The organism is Pseudomonas lutea (assembly GCF_000759445.1).
In the GTDB taxonomy this organism is placed as follows: Bacteria; Pseudomonadota; Gammaproteobacteria; order Pseudomonadales; family Pseudomonadaceae; genus Aquipseudomonas; species Aquipseudomonas lutea.
The window spans coordinates 957,220-974,450 of sequence record NZ_JRMB01000002.1; the positions used below are offsets into that span (position 1 = coordinate 957,220).

Annotated in this window: 15 protein-coding genes and 1 other RNA gene; 7 read left to right on the forward strand and 9 right to left on the reverse strand. The window is 58.1% G+C overall.

Annotated elements, in window-relative coordinates; genetic code table 11:
- Nucleotides 1-26: 26 nt before the first annotated feature.
- The 7 genes from lldD (at nucleotide 27) to LT42_RS16495 (ending at nucleotide 7,494) form a co-directional block, all read left to right on the forward strand.
- On the forward strand, nucleotides 27-1,172 hold the full coding sequence (gene lldD, locus LT42_RS16470) for an FMN-dependent L-lactate dehydrogenase LldD (protein ID WP_037015179.1): 1,146 nt from the start codon (nucleotides 27-29) through the stop codon (nucleotides 1,170-1,172).
- 72 nt (nucleotides 1,173-1,244) lie between these two features.
- Entirely contained in the window at nucleotides 1,245-4,055 is a 2,811-nt protein-coding gene (locus LT42_RS16475) for an FAD-binding and (Fe-S)-binding domain-containing protein (protein ID WP_037015182.1), read from the forward strand.
- Between the two features lie 208 nt (nucleotides 4,056-4,263).
- Nucleotides 4,264-4,554, forward strand: coding sequence for a hypothetical protein (locus LT42_RS16480; RefSeq protein ID WP_037015185.1), 291 nt, complete (start codon nucleotides 4,264-4,266; stop codon nucleotides 4,552-4,554).
- Nucleotides 4,555-4,668: 114 nt separating this feature from the next.
- Nucleotides 4,669-5,060: a transfer-messenger RNA gene (gene ssrA / locus LT42_RS24990) on the forward strand.
- Nucleotides 5,061-5,199: 139 nt separating this feature from the next.
- The gene (locus LT42_RS16485) at nucleotides 5,200-5,931 is read left to right on the forward strand and encodes a hypothetical protein (protein ID WP_152597682.1); all 732 of its coding nucleotides are present in this window, start codon (nucleotides 5,200-5,202) and stop codon (nucleotides 5,929-5,931) included.
- 386 nt (nucleotides 5,932-6,317) lie between these two features.
- On the forward strand, nucleotides 6,318-7,187 hold the full coding sequence (locus tag LT42_RS16490; protein WP_052075305.1) for a DUF2971 domain-containing protein: 870 nt from the start codon (nucleotides 6,318-6,320) through the stop codon (nucleotides 7,185-7,187).
- 67 nt (nucleotides 7,188-7,254) lie between these two features.
- Entirely contained in the window at nucleotides 7,255-7,494 is a 240-nt protein-coding gene (locus LT42_RS16495; RefSeq protein WP_037015191.1) for a hypothetical protein, read from the forward strand.
- A gap of 53 nt (nucleotides 7,495-7,547) precedes the next feature.
- Here LT42_RS16495 and LT42_RS16500 read toward each other — a convergent pair whose 3' ends face one another.
- The 9 genes from LT42_RS16500 to LT42_RS16545 all read right to left on the reverse strand — a co-directional run bounded on the left by LT42_RS16500 (nucleotide 7,548) and on the right by LT42_RS16545 (nucleotide 16,440).
- On the reverse strand, nucleotides 7,548-8,792 hold the full coding sequence (locus tag LT42_RS16500; protein WP_037015193.1) for an SGNH/GDSL hydrolase family protein: 1,245 nt from the start codon (nucleotides 8,790-8,792) through the stop codon (nucleotides 7,548-7,550).
- Nucleotides 8,789-9,007 carry a hypothetical protein gene (locus tag LT42_RS16505; RefSeq protein ID WP_420806903.1) on the reverse strand — a complete coding sequence of 73 codons (219 nt, stop codon included), beginning with the start codon at nucleotides 9,005-9,007 and terminating at the stop codon, nucleotides 8,789-8,791. The genes LT42_RS16500 and LT42_RS16505 overlap by 4 nt, the downstream gene beginning before the upstream one ends.
- A 38-nt stretch (nucleotides 9,008-9,045) precedes the next feature.
- The gene (locus tag LT42_RS16510) at nucleotides 9,046-9,471 is read right to left on the reverse strand and encodes a cell wall hydrolase (RefSeq protein ID WP_037015198.1); all 426 of its coding nucleotides are present in this window, start codon (nucleotides 9,469-9,471) and stop codon (nucleotides 9,046-9,048) included.
- Between the two features lie 62 nt (nucleotides 9,472-9,533).
- Nucleotides 9,534-9,812 carry a tail fiber assembly protein gene (locus LT42_RS16515; RefSeq protein WP_037015200.1) on the reverse strand — a complete coding sequence of 93 codons (279 nt, stop codon included), beginning with the start codon at nucleotides 9,810-9,812 and terminating at the stop codon, nucleotides 9,534-9,536.
- Nucleotides 9,809-10,138, reverse strand: coding sequence for a hypothetical protein (locus LT42_RS16520; RefSeq protein ID WP_037015202.1), 330 nt, complete (start codon nucleotides 10,136-10,138; stop codon nucleotides 9,809-9,811). The genes LT42_RS16515 and LT42_RS16520 overlap by 4 nt, the downstream gene beginning before the upstream one ends.
- The gene (locus LT42_RS16525; protein WP_037015206.1) at nucleotides 10,138-11,163 is read right to left on the reverse strand and encodes a hypothetical protein; all 1,026 of its coding nucleotides are present in this window, start codon (nucleotides 11,161-11,163) and stop codon (nucleotides 10,138-10,140) included. Before LT42_RS16525 ends, LT42_RS16520 begins: the two co-directional genes overlap by 1 nt.
- Nucleotides 11,164-11,195: 32 nt before the next feature.
- A complete protein-coding gene (locus LT42_RS16530) occupies nucleotides 11,196-11,873 on the reverse strand; it encodes a hypothetical protein (RefSeq protein WP_037015208.1) in 678 nt (225 codons plus the stop codon).
- 350 nt (nucleotides 11,874-12,223) lie between these two features.
- On the reverse strand, nucleotides 12,224-15,787 hold the full coding sequence (locus LT42_RS16540) for a phage tail tip fiber protein (protein WP_037015212.1): 3,564 nt from the start codon (nucleotides 15,785-15,787) through the stop codon (nucleotides 12,224-12,226).
- A gap of 56 nt (nucleotides 15,788-15,843) precedes the next feature.
- Nucleotides 15,844-16,440 carry a tail assembly protein gene (locus tag LT42_RS16545; RefSeq protein WP_052075307.1) on the reverse strand — a complete coding sequence of 199 codons (597 nt, stop codon included), beginning with the start codon at nucleotides 16,438-16,440 and terminating at the stop codon, nucleotides 15,844-15,846.
- Nucleotides 16,441-17,231: the final 791 nt, after the last annotated feature.

Consider the following 17,231-nt stretch of genomic DNA (forward strand, 5'->3'; position numbering starts at 1 on the left):
CCCTGCTCACTCATCTGCGAGATCCCATGATCATTTCTGCCTCCACTGACTATCGCGCCGCTGCTCAGCGCAAGCTCCCGCCCTTCCTGTTTCATTACGCTGACGGTGGCGCTTACGCCGAGCACACGCTGCGCCACAACGTCTCGGACCTGGCCAGCATCGCCCTGCGCCAGCGCATCCTGAAGAACATGTCCGAGCTGAGTCTTGAGACGACGCTGTTCGGTGAAACGATGAGCATGCCCATGGCGCTGGCGCCGGTCGGCCTGTGTGGAATGTACGCCCGCCGTGGCGAGGTGCAGGCCGCGCGCGCGGCAGATGCCAAGGGCATTCCGTTTACGCTGTCGACGGTGTCGCTGTGCCCCATTGAAGAAGTGGCTCCGGCGATCAACCGTCCCATGTGGTTTCAGCTGTACGTCTTGAAAGACCGGGGCTTCATGCGCAATGCGCTGGAGCGCGCCAAGGCCGCAGGCGTCAAGACGCTGGTGTTTACCGTCGACATGCCGGTGCCTGGCGCGCGTTACCGCGACGCGCATTCCGGCATGAGCGGCAAAAGCGGGCCAATGCGCCGCATCCTGCAAGCCATGACCCACCCGCAATGGGCGTGGGACGTCGGCGTCAACGGTCGTCCGCATGATCTGGGCAACGTGTCAGCGTATCGCGGCAACCCCACCGGGCTCACCGATTACATCGCCTGGCTGGGCAACAACTTCGACCCATCGATCTCGTGGCAGGACTTGGAATGGATTCGCGATTCCTGGGACGGGCCGATGATCATCAAGGGCATTCTTGACCCGGACGATGCACGCCACGCAGTGAAGTTCGGTGCCGACGGCATCGTCGTGTCCAACCACGGCGGCCGTCAGCTCGACGGCGTATTGTCCAGCGCCCGCGCTTTACCTGCCATTGCCGATGCGGTGAAGGGCGATCTGAAAATCCTCGCCGACTCCGGCATCCGCAGCGGCCTGGACGTGGTGCGCATGATCGCCCTTGGTGCCGATGCGGTGCTGATCGGCCGCGCGTTCATTTATGCCTTGGCGACCCATGGAGAGGCTGGGGTTAAAAACCTGCTGGATCTGTTCGAGAAGGAAATGCGCGTGGCCATGGTGCTGACCGGCGCCAAGTCCGTTAGTGAGATCACGCGCGATTCGCTGGTCCGCGAGCTGGGCGCCTGACCGCAGAAACCTCACGCATGCGACCCGTTAAAGGTCGCAGCTCTACCGTGATGACCGCCCGAGGAACACCGCATGACCCTGCCCGCCGCTTTTGTGTCCGGCGTGACGCAACTCATCCCCACCGGGCGGCGCTTCGATGATCCGCTCTCGACGCTGGCTTTTGGCACTGATGCGAGTTTTTACCGGTTGATCCCCAAGCTGATCATCCGCGTCGAGTCAGAGGACGAAGTGGTGGCGCTGCTCAAGCTGGCGCAGGCCGAGAAAGTGCCTGTCACCTTCCGTGCGGCGGGCACCAGCCTGTCGGGCCAAGCCATCAGCGATTCGGTGTTGATCGTGCTCGGCGACAACTGGAACGGGCGTGAAATACGCCAGCAAGGCGCGCAGATCCGCCTCCAGCCGGGCGTCATCGGCGCCCAGGCCAACGTCTGGCTGGCGCCGTTCGGGCGCAAAATCGGCCCCGACCCCGCGTCCATGCATGCGGCGAAAATCGGCGGCATCGTCGCCAACAATTCCAGCGGCATGTGCTGCGGCACGGCCCAGAACAGCTATCACACCCTCGCCGGCATTCGTCTGGTGCTGGCCGATGGCACGCGCTTCGATACCGAAGACGCCGCCAGCGTTGCTGCGTTTCGTGCAAGCCACGGTGAACTGCTTGACCGTCTTGCACAGCTTTCGCGTGAGACCCGTGCGAACGCTGATCTGGCCGCGAAAATTCGCCACAAATACCGTCTGAAAAATACCTGTGGCTTGTCGCTCAACGCGTTGGTGGATTTCGACGAACCGCTCGATATCCTCAGTCATCTCCTGGTGGGCTCCGAGGGCACGCTCGGGTTTATCAGTGCGGTCACGTACAACACGGTGCCCGATCACCCGCACAAGGCCACCGCGCTGATTGTCTTCCCCGACATCGAAACCTGCTGCAACGCCGTGACGGTGCTGAAAACCCAGCCGGTGTCTGCCGTGGAGCTGCTGGATAGACGCAGCATGCGCTCAGTGCAAAACAAGCCTGGCATGCCGGCGTTCGTGCGCGAGCTGACAGAGGGCGCCTGTGCGCTATTGATCGAAGCCCGCGCTGCAAGCCAGCCTTTGCTGCACGAACAGCTGGCGCAGATCATGGGGTCCATCGCGCATTTCCCGGTCGAGAAACAGGTTGATTTCACCGAAGACGCGATCGAGAACGCGCGGCTCTGGGCCATTCGCAAAGACACATTTCCTGCCGTCGGCGCGGTGCGTGAGACCGGCACCACGGTGATTATCGAAGACGTCACCTTCCCCGTCGAACATCTGGCCTTGGGCGTTCGCCGCCTGATTGAGCTGTTTGAAAAACACCGCTACGACGAAGCGATCCTGTTTGGTCACGCGCTGGAGGGCAATCTGCACTTCGTCTTCACCCAAGGCTTCAACGACCCGCAGGAAATCGCGCGCTACTCAGCGTTCATGGACGACGTCACGCAACTGGTTGCCGTGGAATTCAATGGCTCGCTAAAGGCGGAGCATGGGACCGGCCGCAACATGGCGCCCTTCGTGGAGCTTGAGTGGGGCAGCGAAGCCTACGGGCTGATGTGGCAGCTCAAGCGGCTGCTTGACCCTGCCGGCATCCTGAACCCGGACGTCGTGCTCAGCGATGACCCGCAGGTGCACCTCAAACACCTGAAGCCCATGCCCGCCGCCGATGCGATCATCGACAAATGCATCGAGTGCGGTTTCTGCGAGCCGGTGTGTCCGTCAAAAGGCCTGACGTTGAGCCCAAGACAGCGGATTGTCATGTGGCGCGACATCCAGGCGAAAAAGCGTGCGGGCACTGACACCGCTTCGCTGGAGCGCGATTATCAATACCAGGGCATCGACACGTGCGCCGCCACTGGCCTGTGTGCTCAGCGCTGCCCGGTCGGCATCAACACGGGCGAGCTGGTAAAAAAGCTTCGCGGCGCGCAAGCGACTCACACAAAGGCGGCCAGTTGGGTTGCGCAGCATTTCTCGACCGCACTGCAAGGCGCACGGTTTAGCCTGCACGCCGCCAATGGCGCACGCATGCTGCTCGGCGCTCCGAGACTGGCGCGGCTATCCGGCGCGTTAAGCAAGGCGTCCTCAGGCCGAGTCCCGCAGTGGACGTCGGCCATGCCGCAGCCGGAAAACGCCATTCGCGTCACCTTGCCAGTTGAGGACCAGCGCCCTCGCGTGGTCTATCTGGCGGCCTGCGTGTCTCGTGTCATGGGCCCTGCAGCCAGCGACCGCGAGCAAATGTCGCTCATGGACAAAACCCGAGGCCTTCTGGAGAAAGCGGGCTATCAAGTCGTCTTTCCGCTGGATCAGGAAGACCTGTGCTGCGGCCAGCCTTTCGCGTCCAAAGGCTACCCCCAGCAAGCTGAAGAAAAACGCCAGCAGTTGCTGGCAGCGCTGATCAATGCCAGTCGCGGCGGGCTTGATCCGATCTACTGCGACACCAGCCCGTGCACCTTGCGCCTGGTCCAAGACCTCAAAGAAACCCGGCTCGACCTCTACGACCCGGTGCGCTTCATCCGCACTCACCTGCTGGACAAACTGGTGTTCACCCCGCAACAAGCGCCTGTCGCGGTCCACGTTACGTGCAGCACGCAGCATTTGGGTGAAAGCCAGGTGCTCATCGACCTCGCCCGGATGTGCAGCGTCAACGTCGTCGTGCCTGAAGGCATTCATTGCTGCGGCTTTGCCGGAGACAAAGGCTTCACCACGCCAGAACTCAACGCCCATGCATTGCGCTCGCTTAAAGACGCCGTTCAGTACTGTGAGGAAGGTATTTCGACGAGTCGGACCTGCGAAATCGGCCTCACCCAACACGGAGGCATTGACTACCACGGGCTGGTCTATCTGGTGGACCGGGTCACTCAACCAAGATCCGCTTGATGCACACAAATGGGGCGGATATGGCGCCAAAACGCTGCAACATCCTGCAACGTGGCTTTTTCACAGTATCGTGAAGAAAAAATAGAACCCCTGCGACGGCCGGTAGTCCATCTGTTTAAGCGCCACAATCCATTCGGCGCTTTTCCCTCTATCTCGGGCACCGGCCATTGACCGGCGATACCGAGTCAACAGGCTCAAGGAGATACACATGAAGCGCACCGCACTGACTGGACTGTTTCTTACCGCTGCACTGTTGGGCTCCCCGGTCTTCGCTGCCGATGACCTGTGCGGCGCGAACATCGCGGCGTTGAAAAATGCTGAAGCGTCGACCACCACCAATCTAACCGGCGACAGCAAGACTGACATCGAAAAAACCGTTGCCGATGCCACCGCCGCGCAAAAAAGAGGCGATGAGAAGGAGTGCATCTCGATCACTACCAAGAAAATCACCGAGCTGAAAACCGGCGGTGACGGTAGCGACGGCGGCGCAGCGAAGTAATTACCGAATCGCGAACAGCAACAGCTGGTCGCGAGCGGAATGTCAGGCGCGGAGGTCGACGCATCTCATGGATTCGGGTAGACTCCGCCGCCTGACTGCTAGAGCAGCAGAATTGGGGCCGATTAGGATTCGACGCCGGTGATGAAACTCTAGGGGCATGCCGACTTGGTAACAGAAGTCGTAAATCCACTGTTGCAACTTTCTATAGTTGCCAATGACGAAACCTACGGGGAACAAGCTCTCGCCGCGTAAGCGGTGCTAGCCTTCCTTCTGGTAGCTTCGGCTCCAGCAATCACCAGGGGATGCCTGTAAACCCAAAGTGATTGTCATATAGAACAGGATCGCCGTGCAGTACGCTGTGGACGAATCGGCTAAAACTTACACAGCTCGCCCAAAGCACCCTGCCCGTCGGGTCGCTGAGGGTTAACTTAATAGACACGGCTAAGCATGTAGGCCCGAAAGCGGAGTACTGGCGGACGGGGGTTCAAATCCCCCCGGCTCCACCATACAAGCATTACAAATCAAGCACTTAGCGTTTATCGCGAGTGCTTTTTTTGTGCCTAATGGGGCCGTTTTGGCTCTGGAATGACAGGGTAATGACAGCCTGTCGATCGTGAATCTCGAACGGAAGTGGGAGCGTATACGTTGAAGAACAACCCGGCGGGCGTGTTGCTCGAAAAAATGATGGCGGTTAAGGCTTCTGACCATCATCTTCCCATGACTACGATCTGGGCATCGGTTTTCAAGTGCGATGTTGCAGACACCAGGGAGATAGTCGGCGGCCTCGTAATGCTCATGGAGCTAATCAAGGATGCGAAAGCGGCAGTGCGGGCTTATGCTCCAGGTGACCCTAAGCTTTTCCTTGCACCCATTGACAGGGTCGAGATGTTCCTGACCACTCATCATCTAGCCAGTCAACTTGGGTCATATGTAGGCTTTCTGGATGCTTCCACTATGACTGCTCTCGAAATCACCGACCACATCCTGCAGCTAAATTTTCTGGACGAGCATCCAGGAGCAACCAAAGATGTGCGGGACTTCATCGTTACGCTGGATAATATACTTGAAGAGTGCTTGGCTTCGGATTTAAGCCAAGAGTTGAAAGATCTGTTTGTGATGAACCTTGAAGCCCTACGACAGGCTCTACTGAGATTCCGTGTCGGAGGCGAAGCTGTGCTTCAGTCGGCTTTGGACGGCGTTACGGGCTCAATCGTCAGAAATAAAGACTCAATCAAGAATGAGTATGAAATTGCCGAAGAATTCGTTAGCAAGACGGCAGGATTCATGGGAAAAATTGAAGATCTTATGAATAGAGGCCAGAATATAGTGGCCTTGGCTAGTCCAGTCATGAACGTTCTCCTTCCATTTTTCAGATGAACCTAACTGCAGGTTCGGCGGAAGCAGCCATGGCTTTGTGAGTAGCCGACCTGAGCCAGATTCGCTCCTTGGGGCAACCCCTCATGGCACTCCAGCTATGCGGAAATTGGACCATAACTACACCGCAATTTTCCGTAGGTTTTTCAGGGAATGCTGGAGTAGATAAGTCCAATAAAACAAGGGGTTTGCTTACCTTGGGGTACGCAGGAGAAACCAGCAAAACACGCAAGGCGGTACGAAAAATGGTACGAGAACCAATATCGGCGTCACCATAAGCCACATGTGCACGACTGCGTGGTCGGTGCGCTTTTACCAGCTATGCTGATTCTGACGCGCCATAGCTTTATGCATGACGTTGGCTGAATTACAAATCAGGAGGGAAGCTGATGGACGATTTGCACGACCAGTTATCTGCGCTGATGTTCCGGGACACAATCAGCACTGGAGATATATTCAGCGCTCAGGTTTTGAAGCGTCGCTACTTTCCTGCTGGGCTTTATAAGTATCGGGGTTGCTCCCAATACTCATTCGAAAACCTTCGTACCAAATCACTTTTTTGCGCTACCGCAGACACCTTCAACGACCCCTATGACTCAGCGATTAAGTTCACCATTCCGTCACTGCTCAGCGAGCCAGACGTGGTTGCGCTTCTAGATCAGATGGACGATGAACCGCCTATGGTTAAGGAAGCCCTGCTTGAAGTTCTGTCAGAGCGGAATAGCAAAACGAATAAGGAAATGGTCGATCAATTCAACAAGTTTATCCAATCCTCCTACAAAATTTGCTCCCTAAGCGAGCGGGTGGATTCGCTCCTTATGTGGGGACACTATGGTGCGAACCACACTGGTTTCGCAATGGAATATGATTTTCAGAGTCTGCCCGCAGACGATGTCATGGCCCTCTGCCTATGGCCCGTTTTTTATGGGGACACGATATTTGACGTGTCCACTACTATCAACATGGATCAGGGAGAGGGTTTCAACAACCTTTTCGCAATCGCATCCGCAATGCATAAGGCCGCCGACTGGTCCTATGAGCGAGAATGGCGGATCGTCATAGCGGATGGGCCCACCACTCCGAGCCGCAGTTTCCTAGCGCCCCTGAAGGCCGTCCATCTTGGCTCTAAGATCAGCGCGGAAAATGAGAAGACGATCATTGATATTGCACGAGCAATCAACGTTCCGGCCTACAAAATGCAGCTTTCTCAGCACGAATTCAAAATGGAGTCTGTGCCGCTTCAGCAAAAGGATGGCTGACTAGATCCGATCAATCGCCGTTAAGCTAAGGCTCAGGGCTCGTTAGCCCTACTATGAGATGCGAACCATGGAACACGAAAACCTCACCATGCCCGCTGCGGTCAGACAGGAGCTCGACAACCTCTTGGCGACAATCAAGCGCGCCATGACCAGCGACGAAGCGGAGCGCGCCGGGCTTCGTGCCGAAGGTTTCGTGCTGGGCGTAGAGCGATTGAAGGCGCTCCAACCTGCATCCATCGAGGCGCTTTACTTGGTCGTTGAGCAAGCCGTCGAGACCCGTACAGGCGAACTAGACGCTCAGGCGTAGCCGAACTGCCTTCTCAGGATGCAACTTGATTTTTTAGCGCGAGTTGCATGCCCTCAGACTTTCCTAACGCCTATCTGCCCGACTTTCACCTTTGAATCAAGCGCAATGCCCGCAGCTAGGTACAAGCCCATCCTCCAGCTGATCACCGCCTCAGTTAAGTCGAAACTGTAGCGCTGCGTCTCAAGCGCCCCCTTCCAGTTCGCCGGCAGCGTGAACGGCTCTTGATACTTGTCCATCGAGCGGTAATACACGAGCGACGACGCGCCCGCGATCGGCTTGGTGATGATCAGCTCGGCCTCCCATCCCAGGATGCCCCGAGTCGTTCCCACGATCTCCGGCGCTGCCACCATCTCGATGCTGTCACCAGCCGCAAGGTTGCTCAGAGTCAGGTTCGCCGCCGGCTGAACGTAGATGTACCCGCCGGCCGCAGCCGACGTTCCGCTGAGCTCGATGCACTGGGCTTCGCCGAATGCAGCGGGCTCCTTGTACCAGCGCGTAGAAACGCCAGCCAGTCCAGAGCCTGAGGCCTTGTGACTGTCCGCCAGAACCGATCCGGCGACCGGGTTGACCGATGCGTTGATCGCGCCGGTAGTGCCAGCCAGCAATGGGTTGGCGTTGAGGCATCCAAAGGGCCGGATAGCTGAGTACAGATCGGCGGCGTCCGTGGGCAGTGGTACGCCGAAGAACTCGAAATTGGCATTGATGATCGGCACGCAACGGGACTGGATGAAGTCTGCTCCGATCAGGTTCGGGTGCAAGTCATCGACGGTCATGGCCTGGGTGAAGCCGTCCCAGATGTTCACGACCGGCACGAACTGCTTGACGTAGCCAAGCACCCAGTCTTTGTAGGCGATCGCGTCCGCCAGCGCCTGACCGGTCAAAGCCTTGGTGCCGAACCGAGGCGTGCCCGTGCCGACGATCAGGTATTTGCCGGGCGTGTTCTGGAATGCGGTGATGGCCTTCATCACATTCGCTTTGCTGTCCGCCAGCGTCATGCCCGGGGTCGTGCTGTCGTTCGTGCGCGACAGCAGCATCCATAGATCGGCAGTCAGTGAAGTCAGGCAGGATGGTAGCCGCGCCATGAACTGTCCGGTGTGATCACCGACCTTTCCCTGATTGTCCAGGTAGCTCGGGAACAGCCCCGTCTTTGCGGCAATAGCGCCAGCGTATCCATAGGCCTCTGTTCCGAACGCCTTGGTGTCAACCGTGTGGCAGTTCGCGCTGAAGCTGTCGCCCAGCAGACCCAGACCGCGACGAATGCGACGGCGGGCCGGCTGCGCCTCGGCAAGAAGGCTCATGCGAACACCTCAAACGCGGCGCCGCCGGCCGGAACGAATCGGACCGTTGCCGGTGGGATGTTGAGTTGGTAAGCCCCATCGTTCCAGAGCGTGTCGGACGTCACCCAGGTATCGCCCATTTTGATCTGAATTGCGACCGAGCCGCCATTCGCCTTTACGCCCAGAGTGACGCGCATTGCGCGCTCATAGGCCTCTTCTTTTGTCGTCGTTTGCACAGTGCTCTCCGTTTGGGCGGTTTTAGGTCTTTCCGGTATCAGGGCACGTCGCGGAAGAAAACGTGGTTACCCAGCTTCAGCGTCAGCTTTGCCTTTGCCGCCCAGTGCGGTGCCTTGGCCATGGTGATCGCGTAGTAGTGGGTCGCGCCGCCAGTAGGGTCAGCCACCTTGCCGTCGATCACCTGGTCAGCAGCGATGCGACACTGCGCCAACTCGCGGAACGGGATCTGCCGAGCGCCGCTCAGGAACTGGTAGTTCGGATCGTTGCGATTCCAGCAGCTGAACTGGTACGGCTTCTGGCAAACGCCGGCGTAGCCCTCGCCCCACCACGACCTGTCCTTACCGTCATCGACGCGGTTCCGGATCGTCCAGGCCGCAGCCACCATTCCGGCCAGCCTCTCACCGCGCGCTTCGCCCCACAGGGTGCGCGCGAGTACATCGCGGTCTTTTTCGGTAACGGTCATCACATTTCTCCAGGCAAAAAAAATCCCGCTCAATGGCGGGTTGCGGTAAAGCTCAGGGCTGCTTAAGCCGGAGGCACTGGCCACTCCACAGCAGTGGGGTAGCCGGGCTGAAGCTGGATTTTTGCAAGCGCAGAACGGTATCTTTTCCAGGCGATCAGGAGCGCCTCGCCGGCATCGTCCGCGTCACCTGTATCGTGATCATCCTGAAGCGGCTGAATGGCATCGTCGGCAATCTTCTTGCGTCTGCTTTGATCGGCAATCACCTCACCCATAAGAGCGATAACCCTCTGTGTTTCCTTCATCTCTTTTGTGATGAGTTTGGACCAGTCGATGTTGCTCATTCTGGGAATACCTCAGGGTCTGTGGACACTGGAAGCGGTTTCGGGAATGCGACTGGTCCGTTCGGGACGCCAACCAGATCAACCGGGAATGCCTGTTCTTGGCTGTAATTGGCCGGGTTGGGAAACAGCAGCGTGACCACCAGATCACCGGCGATCATTTCCACGTCGCCCGCGAACCATTCTGAGTTGATCGCAGACCGCGGCAGAGTGGCGCCATCAGGCATCGCGGAAAAGTCGAAGTCTTCTCCGTTGATATTCAGAACCTGCCCGGTTTTGACGACTTCCAGAACGTCGTCTCGGCGCTGGGGGGAAAGCTTGATTATCATTAGAACCACCTGCCAATAGCTATCACGTGAACGTAAGGGGTGCCGACAGTTGCCGACGGGTGCGAGTTGCCGACGGCGATCGTCGTGCTGGTGCCAGTACCTGCGCTGTCCTGAGCGGCGTTCAGGAAACCGCCGTTCCCGCCGACGGACCCTGCGGCAGGGACACAGATGGGCTGCGCGGTGAACGGCGACGGGAACGACCATGCCGCCGCCGCTGCAGCACCTGGCGGCAAGGATGGGTATGCGATCCCGTGCCGGCAGATCATCGTTCCGTTGAGGTATTTCGTGAACGTACCATTGCCATTCGTGCCCTCTTCTACGATTGCGCCGGTGGGAACTCCGCCGGATTGGGAGACGGTGCCGACGGCATTGCCCTCGTGGTAGAGGGTGCGAGCAACCGCGCCCATCGAGAAGCCGCCGACCTTAAGCTTGTTGTCCGTGTCCAGGCCGAAGTGAATGGCATATGACGCATCCCTGATAAAGGTGATGACTGAGGATGCGCCGGCGTTTGCACCGTTTGAGATACGTAGTGCTGTTCTCCCATCTTTCCCGGATGAACTTATGCCCGCGATTCCGGGCGGCTCGCCAGACGAGAAAAACGTACCTGCGGAATTATTGTTGATTCCTAAGCCAGCTGCCCCGAGCGCCGTCAACGCACCAGCCGCCGTTGTCATCCCAGTGCCGCCCTTTGTCACCGGCAAAGTGTCGTAGTTGCCGGTGGTGCCCAGCGCTGCCATCTTCGTCCCGAACTGGTTCACAAGCGCCCGCAGAGCGTCGGCCGAGTCCTTGACGTAACCCTGCATCGGCGCCAGCGCGTAGGTGCCTGCGTTGGTTGCAGCGCCGAGGTAGTTCGGCGAGATCGCCATTGCGGTGTCGCTGGCTATGTTGGTGACTTCATACCAGCGGCCGTCCGGGCCGAGGAACGCGTCCCCTACCCGGCTGTTTGCGATGAAGGATGTGCCGACGCCAGTGACGGCGTTCGAATTTTGGGCGACGGAGACCGTCCCGGCTTTGTACCAGGGCATCAAACATTCCTTATTGCTGAGATCGGTGGGGGTTAAACAACCATCCGGGCGAATAGAGCGGGAAGGTTCATCGAGTTGGGATTTGCGGTTGAGGTTGTGACCGCATAGAGCGTTTTATTAGGAAAATCCCACAGGCTGGTGAGCAGGCGTCCAGGGTTGTTGCCCGCAACGAGGCTCATCCCAAAGTTGTTGATTAGCATGTAATCAGATTCGGGAAACGGGTTAGAAACGCTGAAGAAGTTGCTGTTACCGATCGCGAGTTGCTGGGTGAATCGGTATGTCCATGTCTGGAAAGCCGCGGTGAATACAGCACACGGTGTTCCGGTATCGAACAGCAGTTTCCCGGCCCCGTCCCAAAGGCGCATCCCATAGGCCGCGACGGCTCTCGCCTCAAACGCTGCGGCAAACCATTTACCTCTTGGCTGAAGGTAATCGACACTGCGGGTGCGCACGCTAAATCCCGTCCATGCCCCTGGTGTACCGTAGATCTGGACACTAGATATGGCAGCAGTGCCCGCCTCAGTAGTTGGCCGGGCGAATATGAGCGGTGGCTCTGGTGTGGTGATGGCTTGGGCAAAGCTGACGATGGATGTCAGCCCTCCGTCGCTGTTCGGAATGTAGTCGCCTGACTCAATTACCACTAGCCGTGCGAACTCAGAATCAAGAGTAACCACGCCACTGTTGTTTACAAACTGCAAGCCGTAGGCCATCAGGACGTCCTCATTACCATAAGCCTCATTGAGGATGCAGTCGCAGCCCACGTACCACTTGGGTAGTTTTTGTTGTAGTTGTAGACCCTCACAACTCCGTTCAGCACCTCAGCCTCGAACTGGGTGGCCGTCGACGCATAACTTCCTACCGGTAACAAAGTCGCCACCGCATTTGAGGCGGTGACGCCCGGCACACTGAAATCTTGGTACCCCAAGCCATATGTGCTGTTAGTGATCGTCCACCCTGAGTTGTTGACGACAGCCGAGAATGCTATTCGGAGGGTGAAAGAGTTCTCATCCATCTGCAGGGCGCCATTGGCGCCCCATATCCGCATCCCATAAGCCATTACTTACCCCAAGTAGCCGAGACGGACGCGCAAAACATTATTCGCGTCGTAGACGGAGACGTTTTGCGCGTTGATCACCAAACGCCCCTGCCCCGGCACAATCCCATTTATCTCGAGCGTCCCGTCTTTATTGAGTATCCAGCCCTGTTGGCCTGCGATGTAGTTGGTCGAACTGATATAGCTGCCAATCTTCGCGTTCGTGATCGTGCCATCTTGGATGAACGTTTGCCCCAGAAACAGCTGGCCGCCCTGCGACACAAATGGGGTGGAGATAGCCCCTCCTGCCAATGTGTTCACCAAGGCGAACCGATCGGCCGACATCAATATCTGGCTCTGCAGGCCAGCACCTGTGTTTTCAATACCGACTCCAATCCCCGCCATTACGTACTGGCCGTTGGCAGTGACCTGAAGTTTCACGGTGTAGGAGGCAGCCACCTTCCCATCCAGTGTTGCCACCGCCTGGCTGGTTTGCTGAACAGCTGACGTGTTGTTTCCCACCGCTGCCGAGAGCTGCTGAATGGCTGTGGCGGTTGATGACTGGTTGTTGCTCACCACTTGCCGCAGATCGGTCACTTGGGCGACGTTGTCGCCTACTGTTGCCGTCAGCTGGGTGACAGTCCTGGCCGTTGCCTCATTCTCGGTCGCGCGTACCTGGGACTCGGTCACGATGCTGGCGGTGCTGGTCCAGCCCTTCAGCGCATCCGCAAGTTCACCCTCTCCGTTGTCATCTCTCACCGATGCTCGCAAAGCCTGCACACTACTGGCCTGCGCGGTTACGGCCCCATCCAGCTCGGCGATATCGGCGGAGTTTGAGTTCACCTGTTGCGCCAGCCCACTCGCCGACTGCACCACTTGGCCAACGTCCAGCCAGTACGCGATGTTCGGCGGCGGCGTATTGATCGGCACGTTCTGAATCGCCTGATAAATCCGGCCGCCGCCAACTACCATTTGGCCGCTGAGGTAGGCCTGATCACCCTTGTAAGCGGGCAGGCCGTCCAGCGCGTCAATCTGGTCCTGCAGGTCGTCGATCTTCTCAATCTTCGCAAGCAGATCCTGACCCAGCTCAGTCTCGCCGATCTGGCCGGCGATCATGTCGAGGATCGGGCCTGGCTCTGAACTGCTCTGGCCCATCACACCAATACCGGCCGGGTACCAAGGACCGATATTGCCGGTGCGGTCGACCAGCCGTGCCCAGAAGAAGAACGTTACTCCGGCGAGCAGACCCTGCATGTTGTACTCGGACTGCGGGTAAGCCAGGTCGCTGAGTTTCGTGGCGGCAGCGAGGTCAGTTGTCGGGCCGTACCAAATCTCGGTGCGCTGGGTGTCCTCCGCACCTGGTGGGAAAGTCCACTTGAGGTGAATGCCGAAGATCAGCGCCGAGGCAGTAAGCGAGGTCACCGCCGGCGGCAGGCCCTCCTTGCCGTTCAGCTGTGTCAGGATCGAGCTGCGCCATACCGAGGAGATGTCATAGCCACTGACTGCACGGACGCGCGCCAGGTAAGCCCCGGAATATATGCCGACGATATCGACGCTGTTTGCGCCAGTGCGCTGCACCTTGATCCAGTTGCCGTTGTCCTTGCGCCACTCGACGTCATACCCCACAGCGCCATTCACCGCGGGCCAAGCGATCGTCATGGTGGTGACAGCGAGGCCCTGCGCGATTGCAGTGGTCGAGGTAAGCGTCACGCTGGCCGGCGCCGGAACAACAGTGAGCGGAATAACACTGATTGGCCGCTCTTCCAGGCGCGCGCCGGTGTCGATGTAGGCGAACTTGCCGGGCTCATATTGCAGCGCCGATATCTCGTAATCGCCTTCGGTAGTCCGTTTGGTGCTCAAAACACGGAACAGCGGAATGGCCAGATCATCTGCGTCGAGCGCCCACTGAAGCTCGGGGCCTGGAGTTTGGCTGTACGCGGTGGTGACCGTGATCGCACGACCATTTACAGATTGCACGGTGCGGGCTTGCGCCTGGCCGCTGGGCAGGTTGACGATCAAGCGGTCGCCGGCCTTGGCCATCGTGTCTCGGTCCAACGTCACCACGCGGCCTGCAGCGGCAGAGATACGGCCGCCAACCTCGCGGCCAGCCAGCAGCGAGTCAGCCACCGGAATGATGTAGCCCGGCAGTGGTATCGCCCCTTCCATACCTGTCTTGAAGGTGACTGTCCGATCCTGGTTGTTGCTCATCACCACCCACTTCCCGCGGCGCTGAGCTTCCGATGCTCTGGTGCAACCTATAGCGCTGATCTCGGTGGGTCTATCGTCGAAACGACGCTGCAGCGCCAGGTCAGAATAGGCGGTCACGTCGGTGTCGTAGTTGTTGGCCGGATTGTCGTAGCTGATGATCGCGCGCGTGTAGCGCGTCTTTGCCGAGGCGCTCCCGTAGTTCATCTCCCCGCCAATCACGTTGGCCCGGGTGAACACGTAGTCGAAATCCTGTGCGCGCGGCATGTCCGCTTGCATAACGAGCTGGCCCTGCGCCCAGTAAGTCATACCCCGATAAATCGCCGAGATGTCGCGCAGCAGCGTCCAGGCGTCAGCCTTGCCCTGAAGGTTCATGTCGCAGAGAAAGCGCGGCTCCTGCCCACCGATGCCATCTGACACCAATTGATCGCAGTACTGGGCAATCCGGTACAGCTCCCACTTGTCGACCATGTAAGGCTTGATGCGCTTTCCGAGCCCGAAGCGGTCTACGGTGCAAATGCCGTAGGTGACCCACGCAGGGTTGTTTGTCCATGCCTGCTTGAAGGTCCCATCCCAGACGCCGGTATAGGAACGTGCGACCGGGTCGTAGTTGCTTGGCACCTGCCACTTGCGACCCTTGCACTTGATGGTCACAGCGGGGATGTTGCTGAACTGTTCCGCATCGAATTCGACGTACAGGAGCGCGGTATTCGGGTAACGCAGCTTTTCGTCGATCACGTCAGTCAGACCAGCGACGAGCATCGTATCGGCGATTTTGTTGGTGTTCTGGTTTGCTGTCAGACGGCGCACACGGATCTGCCAGCCAGAAATCGCCGGCGGCAAATCAATACGGCGGGAGCGCTCGTACCGGGTCGTGGTCTTTCCGTCCACGGCCTCGGCCAGCACCTGTACATAAGCGCCGCCGTCGGTGGCCAGGTCTACGGCGTATTCGATCCGGTAGCCGCCGACATTACCCTCGTCATCCTGCCGCTGGAGCGCTGGCCAAGCGAAGCGAACACGTACAGCCGAAAGCTGGACGTTGGTAATTGAGCGAATCCACGGGCTGTCGCTGCGCAGCTCGACGTTGATGGTGGTCTCGTTCTCGACGGACGGAATACCGGGGATGTAATCCTGCTCAACGGAGCCGGAACGCCACTCCCACTTCACGTTCGGGAAATTGACGTTGCCGCTGGAGTCGTTGATCGGCGTGTTATCCAGGAAGATGTCGGCGGCCGTGGGCACTCCTTCAAACTCCCCCTCGCCCACCGCGATGAGGATCTTGGCCAAGTTGGTGGAACGCAGGCTATCTGTTGCCTCCGTCGGCGTTTTCGGGCCGCTGCTGCCGCCTTTGGCGCCCCAGATGTCCACTTGCTCAGCTGCGCCCATGCTTTCCTCCAGGCATAAAAAAACCGCCAGTCGGCGGCCAGGTCTTCCAGTTCAAATCAGGTCTTGTCTTCAGCGAGAATCGATGCCGAGATGATTGCACCGCCCCACCGGCGTTCGCCGATGCAGATAGCAACAGGGTTGCCGCTGGCAGTCGTGTTCTTGGCACTGCCAAACGCGTACGAAGGCAGGTTGTCGGGGGAAGCGCTTTGTTTTAATCCAGAGGCCTGAGGGCTCAACATTTGGATAACACCGCCCGCGACCAAGCCAATACCTGCCGGCGCGAGGTAGGGTGCAGAAGCAGGGAAAACGGCCGAAATCACAAGCAACACGACCCCAAGCACCGTTTGCAGCACCCCTCCTCGCTTGCGGCCCCCGACCACTGGAACAATCCGGATTTCTCTCGTTCCACCCAACTCGAAAGCAGACTCTCCAACGTTTCGGCCATTACGAAAGATGGCAAACCTCATGCCAAGCGCATCCAGTCGCTTCACCTCGCGGTCAAAGCCTTCCAGCGTGCAACTCAGGGACTTCAAAACTTCTCTAGTATTTCCGGAATCGATCTGCTTTGGATGATTTCTGCCAAATTTCAAAGCCAGCGAGCCGGACAGCTTAATATTCACCAACCCCGGGCCGAGCAGTGTGGGAGCGTGCATTTCCACCTCACATGAAAAAGCCGCCCCATGGCGGCTTCGAGTTATCTGCATTTCCGCATTGAATCTCTAATGGCTGATCGACCAAGTTGAGACCAGGCAACCCGCTGGTACAGTTTGCCGACAGAGCCGTCACGCGTATTAGTGATATCCAGAACTTCGTCCGTTTGTTGCCCGAAGCCGTTCACGATCCGATAGCCGTTAGAAGTTTCGCTCATGACCGCGGCGGAGCTGTGTTCCTGCCATTCTGGGAATACACATAAAGCATAGGCTTTTGCTGATTTTGACGTAGCTACGGTTAGATCAGCTGGCGAAGACATTAAGTCTGCAGGACTAGAACATCCAGCAAGCAGAGCAACTGCAAGCGCTCCAATTAAAATTCGCATGATGGTCCCTCATTGATAAAGGACTGAGCGTATCACTGGGCTGTGTGCCCATCCAGCGCTGGACAAACGCTCAGTAACTGGATTGGATCCCACCGTAGTAGCTTTGCGCTTCCAACGAATCGCTCCGGCCCGTTGCCTGCAAGGCCATGGACCGGGGCACTATGGCCTGGAGGTCAAATGCAAAACATAGAACACCGTTTGTCTCAGCTTGAGCAAGCAGCAAACACTGTGTCAGCCACAACACTTAATGTGCTCGGCGCTATCATAAGTTCAATCACGAAGCTGGAATCGATAGACAGACAAGCCTTGAGAGACGATCTTGAATCGTTCAAGGCAATTCAGATTCTAAATGGCAGTCAAGAAGAATACCAAAGAATGCTTACCTTCCTGCAGTCCCGTATCTACTAA